We start from the raw sequence: 15,629 nt of genomic DNA, 5'->3' as shown, positions 1-15,629 counted from the left end.
AGCAATATAACCATACCGGAAGCAATTTCCTCCATAACCCTAACAAAATAATGTTTCAAATGTTACTCAAGGGGCTGAAGTAACTAATGGTATAGCCTTTTCCATCGCCCGCAATACGCCCCCCCCACAGATTCCAAGGAGTATCCATGACCACGCCTATCCTGCCCAAACACGAGGCCGCCGCCCTCATCGACGCCCAGCGCATCCGGCATAACCTCACGTGGGAAACCCTCGCCCAGCATATCGACGCCCCCGTGGTATGGAGCACCGCCGCGCTGCTCGGCCAGCACCCCCTCACCGCCAAACAGGCTCAAAGCGTCGTCGAGTTCCTGGGCTTCGAGCAGCAAGAAGCACACGCCATCGCAGAATCCCTCCAATCACAGCCCATGCGCGGGAATGATCCTGCGGTGCTGCGCGATCCCACCATTTATCGCCTCCACGAGGCCATCAATGTTTATGGCGCGGCATTCAAGGCGCTCATTCACGAAGAGTTCGGGGATGGCATTATGAGCGCCATTAACTTCCAGGTCGATATTTCCCGCCGCCCCGATCCGGAAGGGGACCGAGTAACCATCACCTTTGACGGCAAGTTCCTCGATTACCGCTGGTGAGGCACCACCTGCACCAAAGAAAAATCCCCCGCGGCTCATCGCCACGGGGGATTCTATGCGCAGAGGCTTAGGCCTCCTTGGCCTGCATCTTGCCCTCGCCGTCCTTGAACGGGAAGCCCAGCAGACGCAGGAGGGAGCGACCCTCCTCGTTGTTCGTGGCGGTGGTCACCACGGTGATGTCCATACCGCGCGGACGATCAACCTTGTCCACGTCGATCTCGTAGAACATGGTCTGCTCGGTCAGGCCGAAGGTGTAGTTGCCGTGGCCGTCGAACTGCTGGTCAGAGAGACCGCGGAAGTCGCGGATACGCGGCAGAGCCACGGTGAGCAGACGATCCAGAAACTCCCACATGCGGTCGCCACGCAGGGTGACCTTGGCGCCGATGGGCATACCCTCGCGCAACTTGAAGTTAGCGATAGACTTGCGGGCGCGGCGGATCTGCGGCTTCTGGCCCGTAATCAGGGTCAAGTCCTCGATGGCGCCGTTGATGAGCTTGGAGTCACGAGCGGCGTCGCCCACGCCCATGTTCACCACGATCTTGGTCAGACCGGGGATCTGCATGACGTTCTCGTACTCATACTTGTCATTGAGCTTGGTGCGGATCTCATCGCGGTAGATGGTCTTGAGCCGCGGAGTGTAATTCTCGCTCATTAGATGTCCTCCCCGTTGCTACGCGCAATGCGGACCTTCTTGCCGTTCTCATCAAAGCGGTAGCCCACGCGGGTGGGCTTGCCCTCGGAGTCGAGCACCATCACGTTGGACACGTGGATGGGGGCCTCCTGGGTGACAATGCCACCGGACTCGGCACCGCGCTCGGGAGCGGAGTTGGCCACGTGCTTCTTGATGCGGTTCACGCCCTCCACGAGGACCTTCTCCGTCTTGGGGAAAGCCTGGATGACCTTGCCCTGCGCACCCTTATCGGGGCCGGAGATCACCTGAACCATATCGCCCTTATGGATCTTCACTTAGATCACCTCCGGTGCCAGCGACACAATCTTCATGAACTTCTTTTCACGCAGCTCGCGGGCCACGGGGCCGAAGATGCGGGTACCGCGGGGCTCGCCATCGTTCTTGATGAGCACGGCGGCGTTCTCGTCGAAAGCAATGTAGGAGCCGTCCGGGCGACGGGTCTCCTTCTTAGTGCGCACGATGACGGCCTTGACGACCTCACCGGCCTTCACATTGCCGCCGGGGGTGGCTTCCTTGACAGTGGCAACGATGGTGTCGCCAATGCCAGCAAAACGTCGGGTGGAACCGCCGAGCACGCGGATGCACAGGATCTCCCTAGCACCGGTGTTATCGGCGACCTTCAGACGCGATTCCTGCTGAATCACTACTGGTCTCCTGACCTGGTTTTATGTGCGGCAGATTTCCGCCCTGCGCGCACGCGGTCTATGTACATATCGCAGCGTGCACTCCGCCATAAGGCGGGCGATGAACCATCGTGGTCACAGGGTCTCGGCAAGGGGGCTCGGAACGCACCCCACAGGCCGACCTACACGCGCAACCTGCACATTAAACCACCAGGTGCCCCCCGCAATCAAATCCCCTAGGCGCTGGGCTGCTTATCCTCGCTGGGCTGCTTTTCCTCCACGCGCGGGTCCACCATGAGCAGACCGGCTCCGTGCTCCACCTCCTGTGGCAGGGCGAGCGCGGGGTTTACCGGGCCGGTGCGTTTGGAATTGGACACCACCACCGGCGTGGTCAGCTCGTAACCCGCGGCCTTGATGGCCTCCATATCGAACTCGCAAAGCAGATCCCCGGCGCGCACCTCGTCCCCCTTGGCTTTGTGCGGGGTGAAGTGCTGGCCCTTGAGATTCACGGTATCAAAGCCGATGTGCATGAGTACGTCGATATTCTTGCCCTCGGCGTCCTTGGTGCGCACCGCAAAGGCGTGCCCGGAGGGGAAGGCCACGATCACCTTGCCGTCCACGGGGCTATAGAGCGCCCCCACGGAGGGTTCAATGGCCGCGCCCGCACCCAGCTTCCCGGCCGCAAACATCGGATCGCTCACCTCGCTCAGCGCGATGGCGCGTCCGCTCAGCGGAGCCAGCACACCGGTGGCGTTCTCCGCCGCCTCCGGCACCGGGCTTGGCGACGCCTCCGCGGCACCCGGCGCGGCGGGGCTATCGGGGTCAATGGAACCGCGTTGGCGCAGCAGATAACGCCCGTAGAGCCAGGCGGCGGCAAAGGCCACCACAAAGACGATCACCGCGCACACGAGGAACTGAGTCCAATCGCCGCGGCGGATGGATACCACGCCGATGAATCCCGCCGCGCCCAGGGCCGTGGCCTTCACGTCGAGCAGCGCGATCAAGGTGCCGCCCACGGCGGCCGCTCCCATGCCGATGAAGAAGGGCCAGCGCAGGCGCAGGTTCACGCCAAAGACCGCGGGCTCCGTGATACCGAAGAGCGCGGAGACGCCGGTGGCCCCGGCCAGCCCCTTGAGTTTTTCGCTACGCGCCAGGGTGTACACGGCGAGGGTGACCGCACCCTGGGCGATATTGGCCATCGAGGCGATGGCGAAGATGAAGGAACCGCCCTCGGCCCACAACTGCATCTCGAAGGGCGGGAAGGATTGGTGCAGGCCGGTAATGACGATCGGGGTGTACACCAGGCCGAAGAGGAAACCACCCACCGGGCCCGCGAAGTCGTAGCCTGCGGCGAGGCCGGCGCCCAGGGCGTCGCCAAGCCAGCGCATAGCCGGACCCACCGCCACGAAGGTGGCAAAGCCCGTGATGAGAAGCGAAAGCAGCGGGGTGAGCAGGAAGTCCACGGTGCCGCTGAGGTGCTTGTGCAGGAACTTCTCGATGGTGGCCAGCAGGTAGGAGACCACCAGCACCGGCAGCACCGTGCCCTGGTATCCGGCCTGCGCCACCTGGAGGCCAAAGACATCCCAGTAGGGCATGTCCCCGCTGCTCATAGTGGCAGCCACCTCGTAACCGCTGACCAGCGAGGGCATCACCATCGCCATGCCCATGCCCGCGCCCAGGAACTCATTGCCGCCGAAACGCTTGGTAGCGGTAAAGCCCACCAGGATCGGCAGGAAGGCAAAGGGCGCGCTGGCCAGGAGGTTCACCAGTTCCGCAAAGCCCTGAAGCTGGGGAACGCTATCCACCAGGGCGGTGCTGGTGGGATCGCTGGCGTCCTTGGCCGTGAGCACGTTATAGAGGGCCATGAGGAGGCCGCCACCCACCAGAATGGGGATGAGCGGCACGAAAATATCGGCCAGCACCTTCACCGCGCGGGTAAACCAGTTGCCGCTGCGCGTGGCCACCTCTTTGAGTTCCTCGGTGCTCACGGCGATGGACTTTGAGGTCATGGCGTCCAGCTCGTCAAAGACCGTATCCACGTCTCCGGGGCCCACAATGATCTGGAACATCCCGCCGGAGCTAAAGGTGCCCTTGAGGTCGGGGTCATCGTCCAGGCGGGCCATATCCACCTGACCCTCATCTTTCAACACCATGCGCAGGCGGGTGGCGCAGTGCGCCGCCGCAACGATATTCTCCTCGCCACCCACCGCGCTCAAAACGCGGGAGGCGACTTCCTTGTGTTCCATCTATGCGATTCCTCTCGGTGATTCAGTTAATAATCTCAGGTGTGGCCCAGGCCTGCTCGGGATAAGCCTGGAGGCTGGCGGTGGCCGCGCCATCTTCGGCATAAATCTCCACGGCGGCGCCATCGAGCAGCACAGTCAATGTCCCCGGTCCGGCCCGGAAGGTTCGGGTATCCGCGGCATTGCCGTCCCCGCGGTCCAGGCCGCGCACGCTACCGCCGCTGCGCACGCTGCGGCTCACGCTCAGGGCCTGCGCGGCGGCGTCGTAATGCAGGCGCACCACCTCGTTGCCCGCGGTATCACGCAGGGCGATGCGGGTATCTCCCTCCCCCAGCTGTGTGCTCCACTCTGCGCCCTCGGGTGCCAGGGGTTCTTGATAGAGGCGGCCAGCGCGCAGGGTGACGCGGCGCGGCACGGTGAGCATGTGCACCCAGCCGTCCTGGGCGGTGGGGGCGTCGTCGCGGCCCGGCATGCCCATCCAGGCCAGCGCGAGGGCTTCGCCCGGCGCGATCCCCTCTTGATCCGCAATCAGTTGGGCGGCGTAGAACTCGTGGCCATAATCCAGCTCGCTAAAACCCCGAGTGACCTCGAAGGTGGTGCCGCGCAGGTGGCCCACGAGGTAGCCGCAGCGGTCGGGGTCGGCAAAGTTGGTAAGAAAGACGTCCGGGTTCTCCGGCAACATCTCTTCTACCTCGTCAAGGCCCTGGGGGCAGAGCACCAGGACGTCGTAAGCCTTGCCATCGTGCTTATCCACCATGCGCAGCAGGTTCGGGCACTCCCACATGTAGCCCTCGGGAATGAACACCGGGCTTCCCCCCTCCTGCGCTCCGGGGGCGGGGACGCAGCGCAGCGCGCCTTCAAAGTTCCAGTGGTGCAGGTCACGGGAGGTATAGAGCACCGCAGCGCCCTTCTCCTCCTCCGTCTGTGCGCCCAGCACCATGCGCCAGGTGCCCGGTTCCTCGGGGTTCTCGGTGATGTGTGGGTCGCGGTAGTGTCCGGTAAAGCCGGGGGTGGGGGCGTCGATAAGCGGATTAGCTTCATCGCGGCGGTAGGCGGAGGGCTCCCCCGGCTCGCCGTCCAGGAACACGCGGTTCTGGGAGGGGATGCGCTTGCCCTCTACTTTGAGGTTGCCGGTATAGAAGAATTGCACCGCGCCATCGCCCGTGGGCACGGCGCAGCCGGAATAACAACCATGCAGGTCATAGGGCTGGGTGGGCTCCAGCACCGAGGTACCTCCCTGCGGCTGCCAGGCGCGCTCACCGCGCGTATCCATCCGGGCGTGCGCCCAGCCGGTGCACTTGGGGGTATCGGGAAAGATGGGGTCGTATTGGTAGTGCACATGCAGCTGACCATCGCGCAGGAATACCCCATTGGGATCGTTGAGCCTGCCCTTGTGCGGGGCAATGTGGTAGACGGGACGGAGATGTGGACTCGTCATAGCCTTTAGTCTATCCGAGGACATGCCCGAAGTTGACCGATTACTTCCGTATATTGTTTCCGTATCCACGCCCATCCCCTTCCCTCCCCGCAGGAGCACACATGATTAGCGTTTATGGCGAAGGCCTCATCGACCTCGTCCCCGAATCCCCCACCCCCTTGGCTCCACTCAAGCCAGCCCTCGGCGGCGGCCCCTATAACGTGGCCATCGCCGCCGCACGCCAGGGCAGCACCGTGGCCTTCCACTCGCGCCTTTCCGCCGACGCCTTCGGCCAGGCGCTCGCGGAACGGCTCCGCTCCGAGGGCGTCAATACCGAGCATGTCCAGCGCGGCGACGAACCCACCACCCTCGCCGTGAGTGCTATCGACGCCGCCGGTGCCGCCACCTTCCACTTCTACAACGAGGGCACCGCCGATCGGCTCGTCACTCCGCAGGCACTACCCACGGACATCGCTTGCTTTGGCACCTGCTCGCTGGCCTGGGAACCCGGCGCCAGCCGCTACGCGGAGGTCTTAAAAGAACTGGCCGGGCGGGGCACCCTCATCGCCCTCGACCCCAATATCCGCCCTTCCTTTGCCACCCCCGAGCACCGCGATTTCCTGCTTGGTCTCCTGCCCTACGTCACCATTCTCAAACTCTCCGAGGAGGAGGTGGACTTCTTCGGCGGTCTCGATGCGCTGCGCGCCCCCGTCGTCATCGTCACGCGCGGTGGTGAAGGACTCAGCGTGCATACCGACGCCCTCAGCGCCGCGGTCCCCTCCCCCGCCATCACGGTGGTAGACACCATCGGTGCAGGCGATACCGTCATGGGCACGCTGCTGCGCATCATCGACGAAAAGCAGATCAGCCCCGCCGAAGTGGCGGGGCTGAATCAAACCTCCTGGGAGGAAATACTGCACACCTGCGCCGCCGCAGCGGCGATTACCTGCTCCCGAGCCGGTGCGCAGCCGCCCACTCGGGAGGAGCTAGAGGCTTAGTTAATAACTACCTCTACGTGGCGCTCGCGGGGGGCCGAGCCGTAGTTCTGCCGGCCCACCGGCTCCCACTTCATCGACGCACCGCAGCGCACGCGCTGGCTGGTGTAATCATCCATGATGAAGCCCCAGGCAATAGTGCCCTTCTCGCCCGGCATGAGATCGTAGGGGCCGAGGTTCTGGCCCATAGACCAGAACATCTCTCGGTTGTACTCCCAGTCGTACTTCTTCTTGATCTCGTCGGTGAGCTTCACCGTGACGGAAGCAGACCACGTCCACTTCTTCTTCTTGGTTTCCTTGATCGTCTGCTGAAGCGGAACCACACCATCGGTGTCGTTATAGGAGGACTGCTGCCCTTCCACATCGAAGTGCGAATCCTTCAGCACCACGTACTCACGAACCTCGCCGCGCTTGGTGCACTGGCTGCCGGGCTCCGGGCCGCGCTCCACCGGGCGCAGCTTTTGCACCGGAGTCCAGTTATCCGGGGTACGGCCCACGGAGGAATCCTCCGCCGCCATCGCCGGAGCAACCACCAACGAGCCGGTCAGCAGGGCCGCGGAGGCCGCCACGGAAGCGAGAGCCGCAGTAGCGATCTTCTTCACCGCCATGTGGATCACGCCTTCCCGTTAATCGTCTGCGAACCCGGGCCGCTATCGCCGGTCTTGCCCCACTTATCGTTCACCGGAACGTAGTTCTGGGTGTAATCGCCCTCGGCGGTGGTGCGGTGCCACACCACGAAACGGGTGGACGGACCCTTGCCATGGTACTTGCCAAAGGAGTTCTCGCCGCGCCACAGACCGGTCTTTTTATCGCAGGTGCGCACGCGACCGATAAATTCCTTCATGTGCACGCCATAATCGGCACGCACCGTCTCGCCCGGCTTCACCTTGATCGGACCGAGCTTATCGCCCACGGCCCACTCGGAGGTCTCCACCACTCCGTAACGAGTTTTCAGACCCTTGAAGAATACGTCCCAGGTATTACCCGAGCTCATCGCCTTCACCGACTCGTTCACGCCCTCCGTGACCTCCAGGGAGTAGGTGATGGTGCGGTCGGTGGTGTTGGTGAAGGAGGTGGTGCCGTTGTAGCGGTCCCACTCGTCCACGATCCACTGCTCCCAAGGATGGCGCTTAGCGTCCTTAATCGGATCGCACACGTCATCGTTGACGAAGGTGGAGCGGTGCTCATTCTGATCCGGGGAGATCTTTTCAGCGGCCACGGCGGTGCCGCTCGCCAGAGTGCTCAACCCCACGGCCAGGCTGCACACTGCCGTGATTAGTTTCTTCTTCATAGCCTTGCTCTTCCTCGGCGTTGTTGCAGAAATATCGTGCAGAGGGATTAGGCCTCGTTAGCGCGCATGGAAACCTTCACGTGGCGCTCCTTGGGGATGGTGCCGTGGTAAGGACGGCCGGTGTCAACCCACTTGCCGCCGGTGCAGCGGATGTGGGTGCCCTCGAAGCTCTGGTTCAGGAAGCCGTACTCCAGCACACCGGTGTAGCCGGGCTTCACGGGGTACGGGCCGAGGGTCTGGCCGACCTCCCAGGTCTGGCTGGACTGGTAGCCGGCGCTGAAGGTCACGTGGAAGAGCTTGAGCAGGTCAAAGTCCACGGAACCACCGATGTTCCAGGACTTGGTCTTGCCCTCCTTGAGGGTCTGCGTCAGGGGCAGGTCCTCATCGTTGTAGTTGGCCACGGTAGCGGTGCCCTCGACCTCGAAGGTGCTGCCGGTGATCGTCAGGGACTGACCGCGCTGACCCTCGATAGAGCAGGACTGGCCAACGGTACCCGGAACCACCGGCTGAGCGGCGGAGGCGGCGGGAGCAACGACGACGCCGAGGGAAACAGCCGCAGCGGCCACGGCGGAAACAATCTTGGAGCGCATATTTCGCCCTTTCTCAAATGATGATCGCTGAAGGTGGAGGCCAGGTGGCCACACAGCTATCGCATTCACCGCCTGCATTTGCTACGTGGGTAAGCACTCTATCTTGGGGCCGCCTGTGAAAACTTACGTGCGCAGTATAACCCTGTTAACGATTTTTCGATAGAGCAAGAAAGTTTCCAGGGGTAGTGATATTTCCTGGTTTACCCGTAGATATGCCCGGCCCCTCCAGCAAGAAACGCTCCCGTACTGCACGTTCATCTAGCGTTTACCTAAAATACAGCGGTGAATCTAGCTAGAAAGGTACTTTCGTACACACCTTTCGATACCCCCGTTGCCCCGCGCGCACCGGCTTCGCAGCATCGGCTTTCACGGCCTGGTGAGCAGTTTTGAACAGCCACAACAATGAGAAAACCCGGCCACCACTCCCCTATTCGGGAGGCAGCAGCCGGGTTTTCTACGAGAGAGCTTTACTTAGCCTTCTCGATGATCTCCACGAGACGGAAGTGCTTGTCCTTGGACAGCGGTCGCGTCTCAGCGATGCGCACGAGATCGCCCACACCAGCGGACTCATTCTCGTCGTGCACCTTCACCTTGGAGTTGGTGCGCATGGTCTTGCCGTACAGGGCGTGACGCTTGCGGTCCTCCAGCTCAACCACGATGGTCTTCTGCATCTTGTCAGAAACCACGTAGCCGGTGCGGACCTTCTGCGCGCCCTTTTCCTTCTTAGTCACGTTTGCCTCACTCATAATTAAGCCTCAGCTCCCGGGACAACGGACAGACCAAGCTCGCGCTCGCGGATGACGGTGTAAATGCGGGCGATGTCGCGCTTGACCGTCCGCAGCCGGCGGTTGTTGGTCAGCTGGCCGGTAGCCATCTGGAAGCGCAGGTTGAACAGCTCTTCCTTAGACTCTGCCAGGCGGGTCTCAAGTTCCTCCACGGAAAGCTCGCGGAACTCATGTGCGGGGGTACCGGTAGCCATTAGAACTGGTCCTCCTTAGAGATGATACGGACCTTGCAGGGCAGCTTCTGGCCGGCACGGCGCAGAGCCTCCACAGCGGTGGACTTATCCGGGTAGCTCATCTCGAAGAGAACGCGACCCGGCTTGACGTTAGCCACCCACTTCTCCACAGGGCCCTTACCGGAACCCATACGCACGCCGAGCGGCTTCTGGGTCAGCGGGCGATCCGGGAAAATGTTGATCCAGACCTTGCCGCCACGCTTGACGTGGCGGTTGATGGCAATACGCGCGGCCTCGATCTGGCGGTTGGTGATGTACGCGGGCTCAAGAGCCTGGATGGCGTAATCACCGAAGTTGATGCGGTTGCCGCCCTTGGATACGCCGCGACGAGTCGGGCGGTGCTGGCGGCGGTACTTCACGCGCTTGGGGATAAGCATTGCGTTTAGCCCTCCTGCTTCTTCTCAGCGCGGTTACGACGCTGACCGCCACGACGCGGGCGACCAGCGCGGTCACCACGGCCACGACGCTCAGACGGGGCGTTGATCTCGCTTTCACGACGACCGCCCACCACGTCACCCTTGTAGATCCATACCTTCACGCCGATGCGGCCGAAGGTGGTGTGCGCCTCGTGAACGCCGTACTCGATCTCCGCGCGCAGCGTGTGCAGCGGCACGCGACCCTCGTGGTAGCGCTCGGTGCGGGACATCTCGGCACCGCCAAGACGACCGGAGCACTGAACCTTAATACCCTTGACCTGCGGCTGACGCATGGCGGACTGGATAGCCTTGCGCATGGCGCGGCGGAAGGCCACGCGGTTCGCCAGCTGATCGGCCACGTTCTGGGCCACGAGCTGAGCGTTGGCGTCAACGTTCTTGACCTCAAGAATGTTGAGGGCCACCTGCTTGCCCGTCAGCTTCTCTAGGGAGCGACGGATACGGTCGGCCTCAGAGCCGCGGCGACCGATGACGATGCCCGGACGGGCGGTGTGGATGTCCACGCGGACGCGATCGCGGGTGCGCTCGATCACGACGTCGGCAATGCCGGCGCGCTCGATCCCCTTGGAGAGGAACTCGCGGATCTTGATGTCCTCAGCGACGTAGTCCTTGTACTGCTTGTCGGCGTACCAGTGGGACTTCCAATCGGAAGTAATACCCAGCCGGAGGCCGTGGGGGTGAATCTTCTGGCCCACTACTTGGCCCCTTCCTTCTGGCTTTCGACAACCACGGTGATGTGGCTGGTGCGCTTGCGGATCTGGTAGGCGCGACCCTGGGCGCGCGGCTGGAAGCGGCGCATCGTGGGGCCCTCGTTGGCATAAGCCTCGGAGATCACGAGGGTGCGCGGGTCCAGACCAAAGTTGTTCTCAGCGTTGGCGGCGGCGGAGGCAACAACCTTCGCCACCGGCTTCGCAGCGTTCTGCGGAGCGTACTTGAGAATAGCCAGGGCCTCGGAGACGGACTTGCCGCGAACCAGGTCGATCACGCGGCGAGCCTTCATCGGGGTGACGCGAACGTAGCGCGCAGTGGCGCGTGCGGAGGTGATGGTCTCACTCATCGCTTATCGACGTCCCTTCTTATCGTCCTTGACGTGACCCTTGAAGGTCTTGGTGGGCGCGAACTCGCCCAGCTTGTGGCCAACCATCGAATCATCAATGAACACCGGCACGTGCTTACGGCCGTCGTGAACGGCGAAGGTGTGGCCGATGAAGTCCGGCAAGATGGTGGACCGGCGAGACCAGGTCTTGATGACCTGCTTGGTGCCCTTCTCGTTCTGAGCATCCACCTTGTTGAGGAGGTGCTCATCGACGAACGGGCCCTTTTTCAGGCTGCGTGGCATTGTGACTTACCTCCTCTTAGCGCTTCTTGTTGGACCGGCGACGACGCACGATCATGTTGTTGGAGTAACGGTTCGGGTTGCGGGTGCGGCCTTCCTTCTGGCCCCACGGCGACACCGGGTGGCGGCCACCCGAGGTCTTACCCTCACCACCACCGTGCGGGTGGTCAACCGGGTTCATCACAACACCACGGACGGTCGGGCGCACGCCCTTCCAGCGCATGCGGCCGGCCTTACCCCAGCGAATGTTGATCTGCTCGGCGTTGCCCACCTCGCCCACGGAGGCGCGGCAGCGGATGTCCACGCGGCGGATTTCGGAGGAGGGCATACGCAGCACGGCGTACTTGCCTTCCTTACCCAGCAGCTGAATGGAGGCACCAGCGGAGCGGGCGAGCTTAGCGCCAGCACCCGGCTTGAGCTCCACGGCGTGAATGGTGGTACCGGTGGGGATGTTGCGCAGCGGCAGGTTGTTACCCACCTTGATGTCAGCATTCGCACCGGATTCCACCATCATCCCCTGCTTGAGGCCCTTGGGGGCGATGATGTAGCGCTTTTCGCCATCGACGTAATGCAGCAGAGCGATGTTGGCGGTACGGTTCGGGTCGTACTCGATGTGAGCAACCTTGGCCGGGATACCGTCCTTGTCGTTGCGACGGAAGTCGATCACGCGGTAACGGCGCTTGTGGCCGCCACCCTTGTGGCGCGTGGTGATGTGGCCGTGTACGTTACGGCCACCGGTCTTGTGCAGCGGGCGCAGCAGGCTCTTTTCCGGCTTCGAGCGAGTGATCTCCTCGAAGGTGGAAACGGAGCTGAAGCGGCGACCCGGAGTTGTCGGCTTGTACTTACGAATAGCCATAATGTGTCCTTACTTCTCGGCACCCTTAGGCGGCCGAACCGCCGAAGATGTCGATGGAGTCGCTGCCCTCGCGGAGGGTCACATACGCGCGCTTGGTGGCCTTGCGGCGACCGAAACCGGTGCGGGAGCGCTTGCGCTTACCCTCGCGGTTCACGGTGTTCACCGAGGCAACCTTCACGCCGAAGATCTCCTCCACGGCTTGCTTGATCTGAGTCTTGTTGGAGTCCGTAGCCACAAAGAACGTGTAGGTGTTCTGCTCCATGAGGCCGTAGGACTTCTCGGAGACAACTGGCGCGAGGATGATGTCGCGCGGGTTCGCAATCTTAGCCATTAGTTCTCCTCCTTCTCCGCAGCAGCGTCGCTGGAGCGGTTGATGAAGCTGTGCAGAGCCTCCACGGAGAACACAACGTCATCGGAGTTGAGCACATCGTAGGTGTTGAGCTGATCCGGGCTCAGGATGTGAACGTTCGGCAGGTTATTAGCGCTGCGCTGAGCGTTCAGGTCCTCGCGGCCGATCACCAGAAGTACGTTCTTGCGATCGGTCAGGCGCTCGATGAAGGCGCGAGCGGCCTTCGTCGAGGGCTTCTGCCCGGGAACCAACTCCTCGATGACGTGAATACGCTCGTTCGAGGCGCGGTTGGTGAGGGCACCGCACAGGGCGGCAGCCTTCATCTTCTTGGGGGTGCGCTGCGAGTAATCACGCGGCTGCGGACCGTGAACGATGCCGCCGCCGGTGAAGTGCGGAGCGCGGATCGAACCCTGACGGGCGCGACCGGTGCCCTTCTGGCGGAACGGCTTTTTGCCACCGCCGCGCACCATGCCACGAGTCTTGGTGGCGTGGGTGCCCTGGCGCTTGGCAGCGAGCTGCGCGTTCACAACCTGGTGCATCAAGGCCACGGAAGCCTCGCGGTCAAAGATCTCCGCGGGGAGTTCCACCTGGCCGTTGGTCTTGCCCTCTGCGGTGTGGACGTCCAACTTCAGAGTGCTCATGCGTGTGCACCGCCCTTCACTGCGGTCTTGACGGTGACGATGCCGCCGCGGTTACCAGGGATGGCACCCTTGATAAGCAGCAGGTTGGCATCGGCATCCACCTTTTGAATCTTCAGGTTCTGGGTGGTCACGCGGTCGGAGCCCATGCGGCCAGCCATGCGCTTGCCCTTGAACACGCGGCCCGGCGTCGCGGCGCCACCAATGCCACCCACGCGGCGGTGAGCGGCCTGGTTACCGTGAGCGGCACCCTGGCCGGCAAAGCCGTGGCGCTTCATGCCGCCGGCAAAGCCCTTACCCTTGGTGATGCCGGTGACGTCCACGAACTCCACGTCGTTGAAGATCTCCACGGTGACGTCCTGGCCCACCTCGTAGGCGGAGACGTCGTCCATGCGGATCTCGGTCACGTGGCGGCGGGGAGTCACACCGGCCTTCTTGTAGTGACCCGCCTGCGGCTTCTTCACCTTGCGGGGGTCGATCTCGCCGTAGGCGATCTGGATGGCGTTGTAGCCATCGGTTTCGATGGTTCGGATCTGGGTGACCACGCACGGCCCGGCCTCGACGACCGTCACCGGGACAACCCGGTTCTGCTCGTCAAAGACCTGGGTCATGCCGAGCTTGGTGCCCAGAATGCCCTTGATCTCGTTTTCACTCATTAGTTCTTCTCCGCCAAAGTTTGTCGTCGATCGTCGATCACTGGATGTTCACATCGACGCTGGCCGGAAGGTCGATGCGCATGAGGGCATCCACCGTCTTAGGCGTCGGGTCGAGAATGTCGATCAGGCGCTTGTGCGTGCGCATCTCGAAGTGCTCGCGAGAATCCTTGTACTTGTGGGGAGAACGAATAACGGCGTACACGTTCTTTTCGGTGGGCAGCGGCACAGGGCCGATGACGCGAGCCCCGGTACGGGTCACGGTCTCGACAATCTTGCGTGCCGACGCGTCGATCGCCTCATGGTCATAGGCCTTGAGCCGAATGCGGATCTTTTGTCCCGCCACGCTTATCCTCTTCCTCGCTCGTCCCACATCCACCCGGCCTTGACGGCTCCGGTGAAGAGGTGGGAATTAGCTTCCTGATGTTCTCTATAACGTTGTCCCAGGGCCAGCAGGCACAACGCCAGTTTCTTACTTGACCAGCATGACATCACCGGGATCATGCACTGCGAGGCCTCGAAGGCAAAAAACGCAGTCCACCAGCTGTTATGCACTGGTCAAGCCGTAAGGAACCCAGGATTTCCCCCGAAAGATCGCGGGAAAGCGTGGCCCTTGCGTACTGCCGCTGTTTATTTGCCATGCCCCTTCTCCGGTTTCCATTCTCGGGAATGCCGCGCCTACCTAGGCCGACCTACCCCGATCCTGGAGCCTTCCATGCCGCTCCACTCATCGCAGAGAAGCAAGCAAAGGTGTCATGTTCGCCTCACCATCGACGCCCCTCCCGCAATCACCTCGCAGCAAGCTCGGTGGGCACGGAAAAACGACGCCGTGTTAAAGCAACCCTGGTATTAAACCACGCCAAGCCTTTTGATGCAAACCTCACTATTTTCCCCTTTTCACCCCACTGAGCAGGGGAGTTACTTCACCCCCTCTGCCCACTACATAGTGAGCACCCTGGTGCTGCCCCGGCCAATCTGTACACTGGCCGACGTACCTACTAACAGGCCATACATACAAAGGAGCATCATGGCTGAGAAGAACACGAACACCAAGAACAACCAGGACGCCACCAAGAACACCTCCTCCGAGGTGGCCCGCAACGATGCTCTGAGCACCGAGCACGGCCGCACGGTGATCGAGGATCAGGTGGTGGGCAAGATCGCCGGCCTGGCTGCCCGCGAGGTCTCCGGCGTGCACGCCCTCGGCGGCGGCGCCGCTCGCATGCTCGGCTCCATCCGCGAGTCCTTCGGCGGCTCCGATAACGTCCAACAAGGCGTTGACGTAGAGGTAGGCGAGAGCCAGGCCGCCGTGGATCTCTCCATCGTGGCTGAGTACGGCGTTGCCATCCACGAGCTGGCCGAGGCCATCCGCCGCAACATCATCCGCGCCATCGAGCGCATGACCGGCCTGGAGGTTACCGAGGTAAACGTCACCGTTACCGACGTTCACCTGGACCTGGGCGACGACGAAGAGACCACCGAGCAGCCCGCCGAGGACGCTCCCCGCCGCGTGCAGTAACGTCCCTGCCCCGCACCTTCTATTCACCGCACGCCCAAGGAGGCTTTGTGTCCGTTACCGATCCCCTGCCATACGAGGAAGCCGAGGAATTAGTGCGCACCCTATGCGCACTCCCCGGTGTGGCGGATCTCCACGCCGGAACTTTCGGCGAGGCCTCCCTCCTGTACCCAGGAAAGCGCGTGCGGGGACTACGGCTGCGTGAGGGCAACCGCGTGGAGGTACACCTCGTGGCAGATCTCAGCGCCACGTCCAACCTTCACGATCTTGCCGAGAGTGTTCGCCGCACCGTCACCACATCCACGGGGCTACCCACCGATGTGGTGATCGCGGACGTCACCGAGACCTCCCCCGCCTAAAACTGCCAC

23 protein-coding genes are annotated in these 15,629 nt (G+C 62.6%); 4 read left to right on the top strand and 19 right to left on the bottom strand.

The features are described from left to right. Positions 1–146: 146 nt before the first annotated feature. Positions 147–611, top strand: coding sequence for a cyanase (cynS, locus tag Clow_RS02200; RefSeq protein WP_055175603.1), 465 nt, complete (start codon positions 147–149; stop codon positions 609–611). Positions 612–678: 67 nt separating this feature from the next. Here cynS and rplE read toward each other — a convergent pair whose 3' ends face one another. From rplE to Clow_RS02175, 5 genes are all read right to left on the bottom strand, one after another. Beyond that, a complete protein-coding gene (gene rplE / locus Clow_RS02195) occupies positions 679–1,263 on the bottom strand; it encodes a 50S ribosomal protein L5 (protein ID WP_055175600.1) in 585 nt (194 codons plus the stop codon). Next, on the bottom strand, positions 1,263–1,577 hold the full coding sequence (rplX, locus tag Clow_RS02190) for a 50S ribosomal protein L24 (protein ID WP_055175597.1): 315 nt from the start codon (positions 1,575–1,577) through the stop codon (positions 1,263–1,265). The genes rplE and rplX overlap by 1 nt, the downstream gene beginning before the upstream one ends. After that, a complete protein-coding gene (rplN, locus tag Clow_RS02185; RefSeq protein ID WP_018118351.1) occupies positions 1,578–1,946 on the bottom strand; it encodes a 50S ribosomal protein L14 in 369 nt (122 codons plus the stop codon). A gap of 215 nt (positions 1,947–2,161) precedes the next feature. Continuing rightward, positions 2,162–4,171, bottom strand: a complete 2,010-nt coding sequence (locus Clow_RS02180) for a sucrose-specific PTS transporter subunit IIBC (protein ID WP_055175594.1) — start codon at positions 4,169–4,171, stop codon at positions 2,162–2,164. Between the two features lie 22 nt (positions 4,172–4,193). Next, a complete protein-coding gene (locus tag Clow_RS02175; protein ID WP_069724546.1) occupies positions 4,194–5,606 on the bottom strand; it encodes a glycoside hydrolase family 32 protein in 1,413 nt (470 codons plus the stop codon). A gap of 101 nt (positions 5,607–5,707) precedes the next feature. Here Clow_RS02175 and Clow_RS02170 point away from each other — a divergent pair, with 101 nt between their 5' ends. Further along, positions 5,708–6,583: a carbohydrate kinase family protein gene (locus tag Clow_RS02170; RefSeq protein WP_055175589.1), complete on the top strand. Its 876-nt coding sequence runs from the start codon at positions 5,708–5,710 to the stop codon at positions 6,581–6,583. On the opposite strand, the gene Clow_RS02165 is transcribed toward Clow_RS02170, so the two are convergent. The 14 genes from Clow_RS02165 to rpsJ all read right to left on the bottom strand — a co-directional run bounded on the left by Clow_RS02165 (position 6,580) and on the right by rpsJ (position 14,091). Beyond that, positions 6,580–7,188: a hypothetical protein gene (locus Clow_RS02165; RefSeq protein WP_055175587.1), complete on the bottom strand. Its 609-nt coding sequence runs from the start codon at positions 7,186–7,188 to the stop codon at positions 6,580–6,582. The genes Clow_RS02170 and Clow_RS02165 overlap by 4 nt on opposite strands. A gap of 5 nt (positions 7,189–7,193) precedes the next feature. After that, the gene (locus Clow_RS02160) at positions 7,194–7,871 is read right to left on the bottom strand and encodes a hypothetical protein (protein WP_055175584.1); all 678 of its coding nucleotides are present in this window, start codon (positions 7,869–7,871) and stop codon (positions 7,194–7,196) included. A gap of 47 nt (positions 7,872–7,918) precedes the next feature. Next, positions 7,919–8,461, bottom strand: a complete 543-nt coding sequence (locus Clow_RS02155; RefSeq protein ID WP_055175583.1) for a hypothetical protein — start codon at positions 8,459–8,461, stop codon at positions 7,919–7,921. A 467-nt stretch (positions 8,462–8,928) separates the two neighbouring features. After that, positions 8,929–9,207, bottom strand: coding sequence for a 30S ribosomal protein S17 (gene rpsQ / locus Clow_RS02150; protein WP_055175580.1), 279 nt, complete (start codon positions 9,205–9,207; stop codon positions 8,929–8,931). A 2-nt stretch (positions 9,208–9,209) separates the two neighbouring features. Then, the gene (gene rpmC / locus Clow_RS02145) at positions 9,210–9,440 is read right to left on the bottom strand and encodes a 50S ribosomal protein L29 (protein ID WP_018118343.1); all 231 of its coding nucleotides are present in this window, start codon (positions 9,438–9,440) and stop codon (positions 9,210–9,212) included. After that, the gene (gene rplP / locus Clow_RS02140; RefSeq protein WP_055175575.1) at positions 9,440–9,856 is read right to left on the bottom strand and encodes a 50S ribosomal protein L16; all 417 of its coding nucleotides are present in this window, start codon (positions 9,854–9,856) and stop codon (positions 9,440–9,442) included. Before rplP ends, rpmC begins: the two co-directional genes overlap by 1 nt. A gap of 5 nt (positions 9,857–9,861) precedes the next feature. After that, the gene (rpsC, locus tag Clow_RS02135; RefSeq protein WP_055175572.1) at positions 9,862–10,608 is read right to left on the bottom strand and encodes a 30S ribosomal protein S3; all 747 of its coding nucleotides are present in this window, start codon (positions 10,606–10,608) and stop codon (positions 9,862–9,864) included. Further along, a complete protein-coding gene (gene rplV / locus Clow_RS02130; RefSeq protein ID WP_055175570.1) occupies positions 10,608–10,970 on the bottom strand; it encodes a 50S ribosomal protein L22 in 363 nt (120 codons plus the stop codon). The genes rpsC and rplV overlap by 1 nt, the downstream gene beginning before the upstream one ends. A gap of 3 nt (positions 10,971–10,973) precedes the next feature. Continuing rightward, entirely contained in the window at positions 10,974–11,252 is a 279-nt protein-coding gene (gene rpsS, locus Clow_RS02125; RefSeq protein ID WP_018118339.1) for a 30S ribosomal protein S19, read from the bottom strand. A 16-nt stretch (positions 11,253–11,268) separates the two neighbouring features. Beyond that, positions 11,269–12,105 (bottom strand): 50S ribosomal protein L2, encoded by an 837-nt coding sequence (gene rplB / locus Clow_RS02120; protein ID WP_055175567.1) that lies wholly within the window; start codon positions 12,103–12,105, stop codon positions 11,269–11,271. A gap of 25 nt (positions 12,106–12,130) precedes the next feature. Further along, positions 12,131–12,436 carry a 50S ribosomal protein L23 gene (rplW, locus tag Clow_RS02115; protein ID WP_055175565.1) on the bottom strand — a complete coding sequence of 102 codons (306 nt, stop codon included), beginning with the start codon at positions 12,434–12,436 and terminating at the stop codon, positions 12,131–12,133. After that, entirely contained in the window at positions 12,436–13,095 is a 660-nt protein-coding gene (gene rplD / locus Clow_RS02110; protein WP_055175562.1) for a 50S ribosomal protein L4, read from the bottom strand. Before rplD ends, rplW begins: the two co-directional genes overlap by 1 nt. Beyond that, a complete protein-coding gene (gene rplC / locus Clow_RS02105; RefSeq protein WP_055175559.1) occupies positions 13,092–13,748 on the bottom strand; it encodes a 50S ribosomal protein L3 in 657 nt (218 codons plus the stop codon). The genes rplD and rplC overlap by 4 nt, the downstream gene beginning before the upstream one ends. A gap of 37 nt (positions 13,749–13,785) precedes the next feature. Beyond that, positions 13,786–14,091: a 30S ribosomal protein S10 gene (gene rpsJ, locus Clow_RS02100; protein WP_018118334.1), complete on the bottom strand. Its 306-nt coding sequence runs from the start codon at positions 14,089–14,091 to the stop codon at positions 13,786–13,788. A gap of 681 nt (positions 14,092–14,772) precedes the next feature. Between rpsJ and Clow_RS02095 the strand changes: the two genes are divergently transcribed. Both Clow_RS02095 and Clow_RS02090 read left to right on the top strand, forming a co-directional pair. Further along, a complete protein-coding gene (locus Clow_RS02095) occupies positions 14,773–15,264 on the top strand; it encodes an Asp23/Gls24 family envelope stress response protein (protein ID WP_245625664.1) in 492 nt (163 codons plus the stop codon). Positions 15,265–15,311: 47 nt separating this feature from the next. Then, on the top strand, positions 15,312–15,620 hold the full coding sequence (locus Clow_RS02090; protein ID WP_055175556.1) for a hypothetical protein: 309 nt from the start codon (positions 15,312–15,314) through the stop codon (positions 15,618–15,620). Positions 15,621–15,629 lie beyond the last annotated feature (9 nt).

Origin of the sequence: Corynebacterium lowii, assembly GCF_001412085.1 — a bacterium.
GTDB lineage: Bacteria > Actinomycetota > Actinomycetes > Mycobacteriales > Mycobacteriaceae > Corynebacterium > Corynebacterium lowii.
This window is presented reverse-complemented; position numbering and strand designations above follow the sequence as displayed.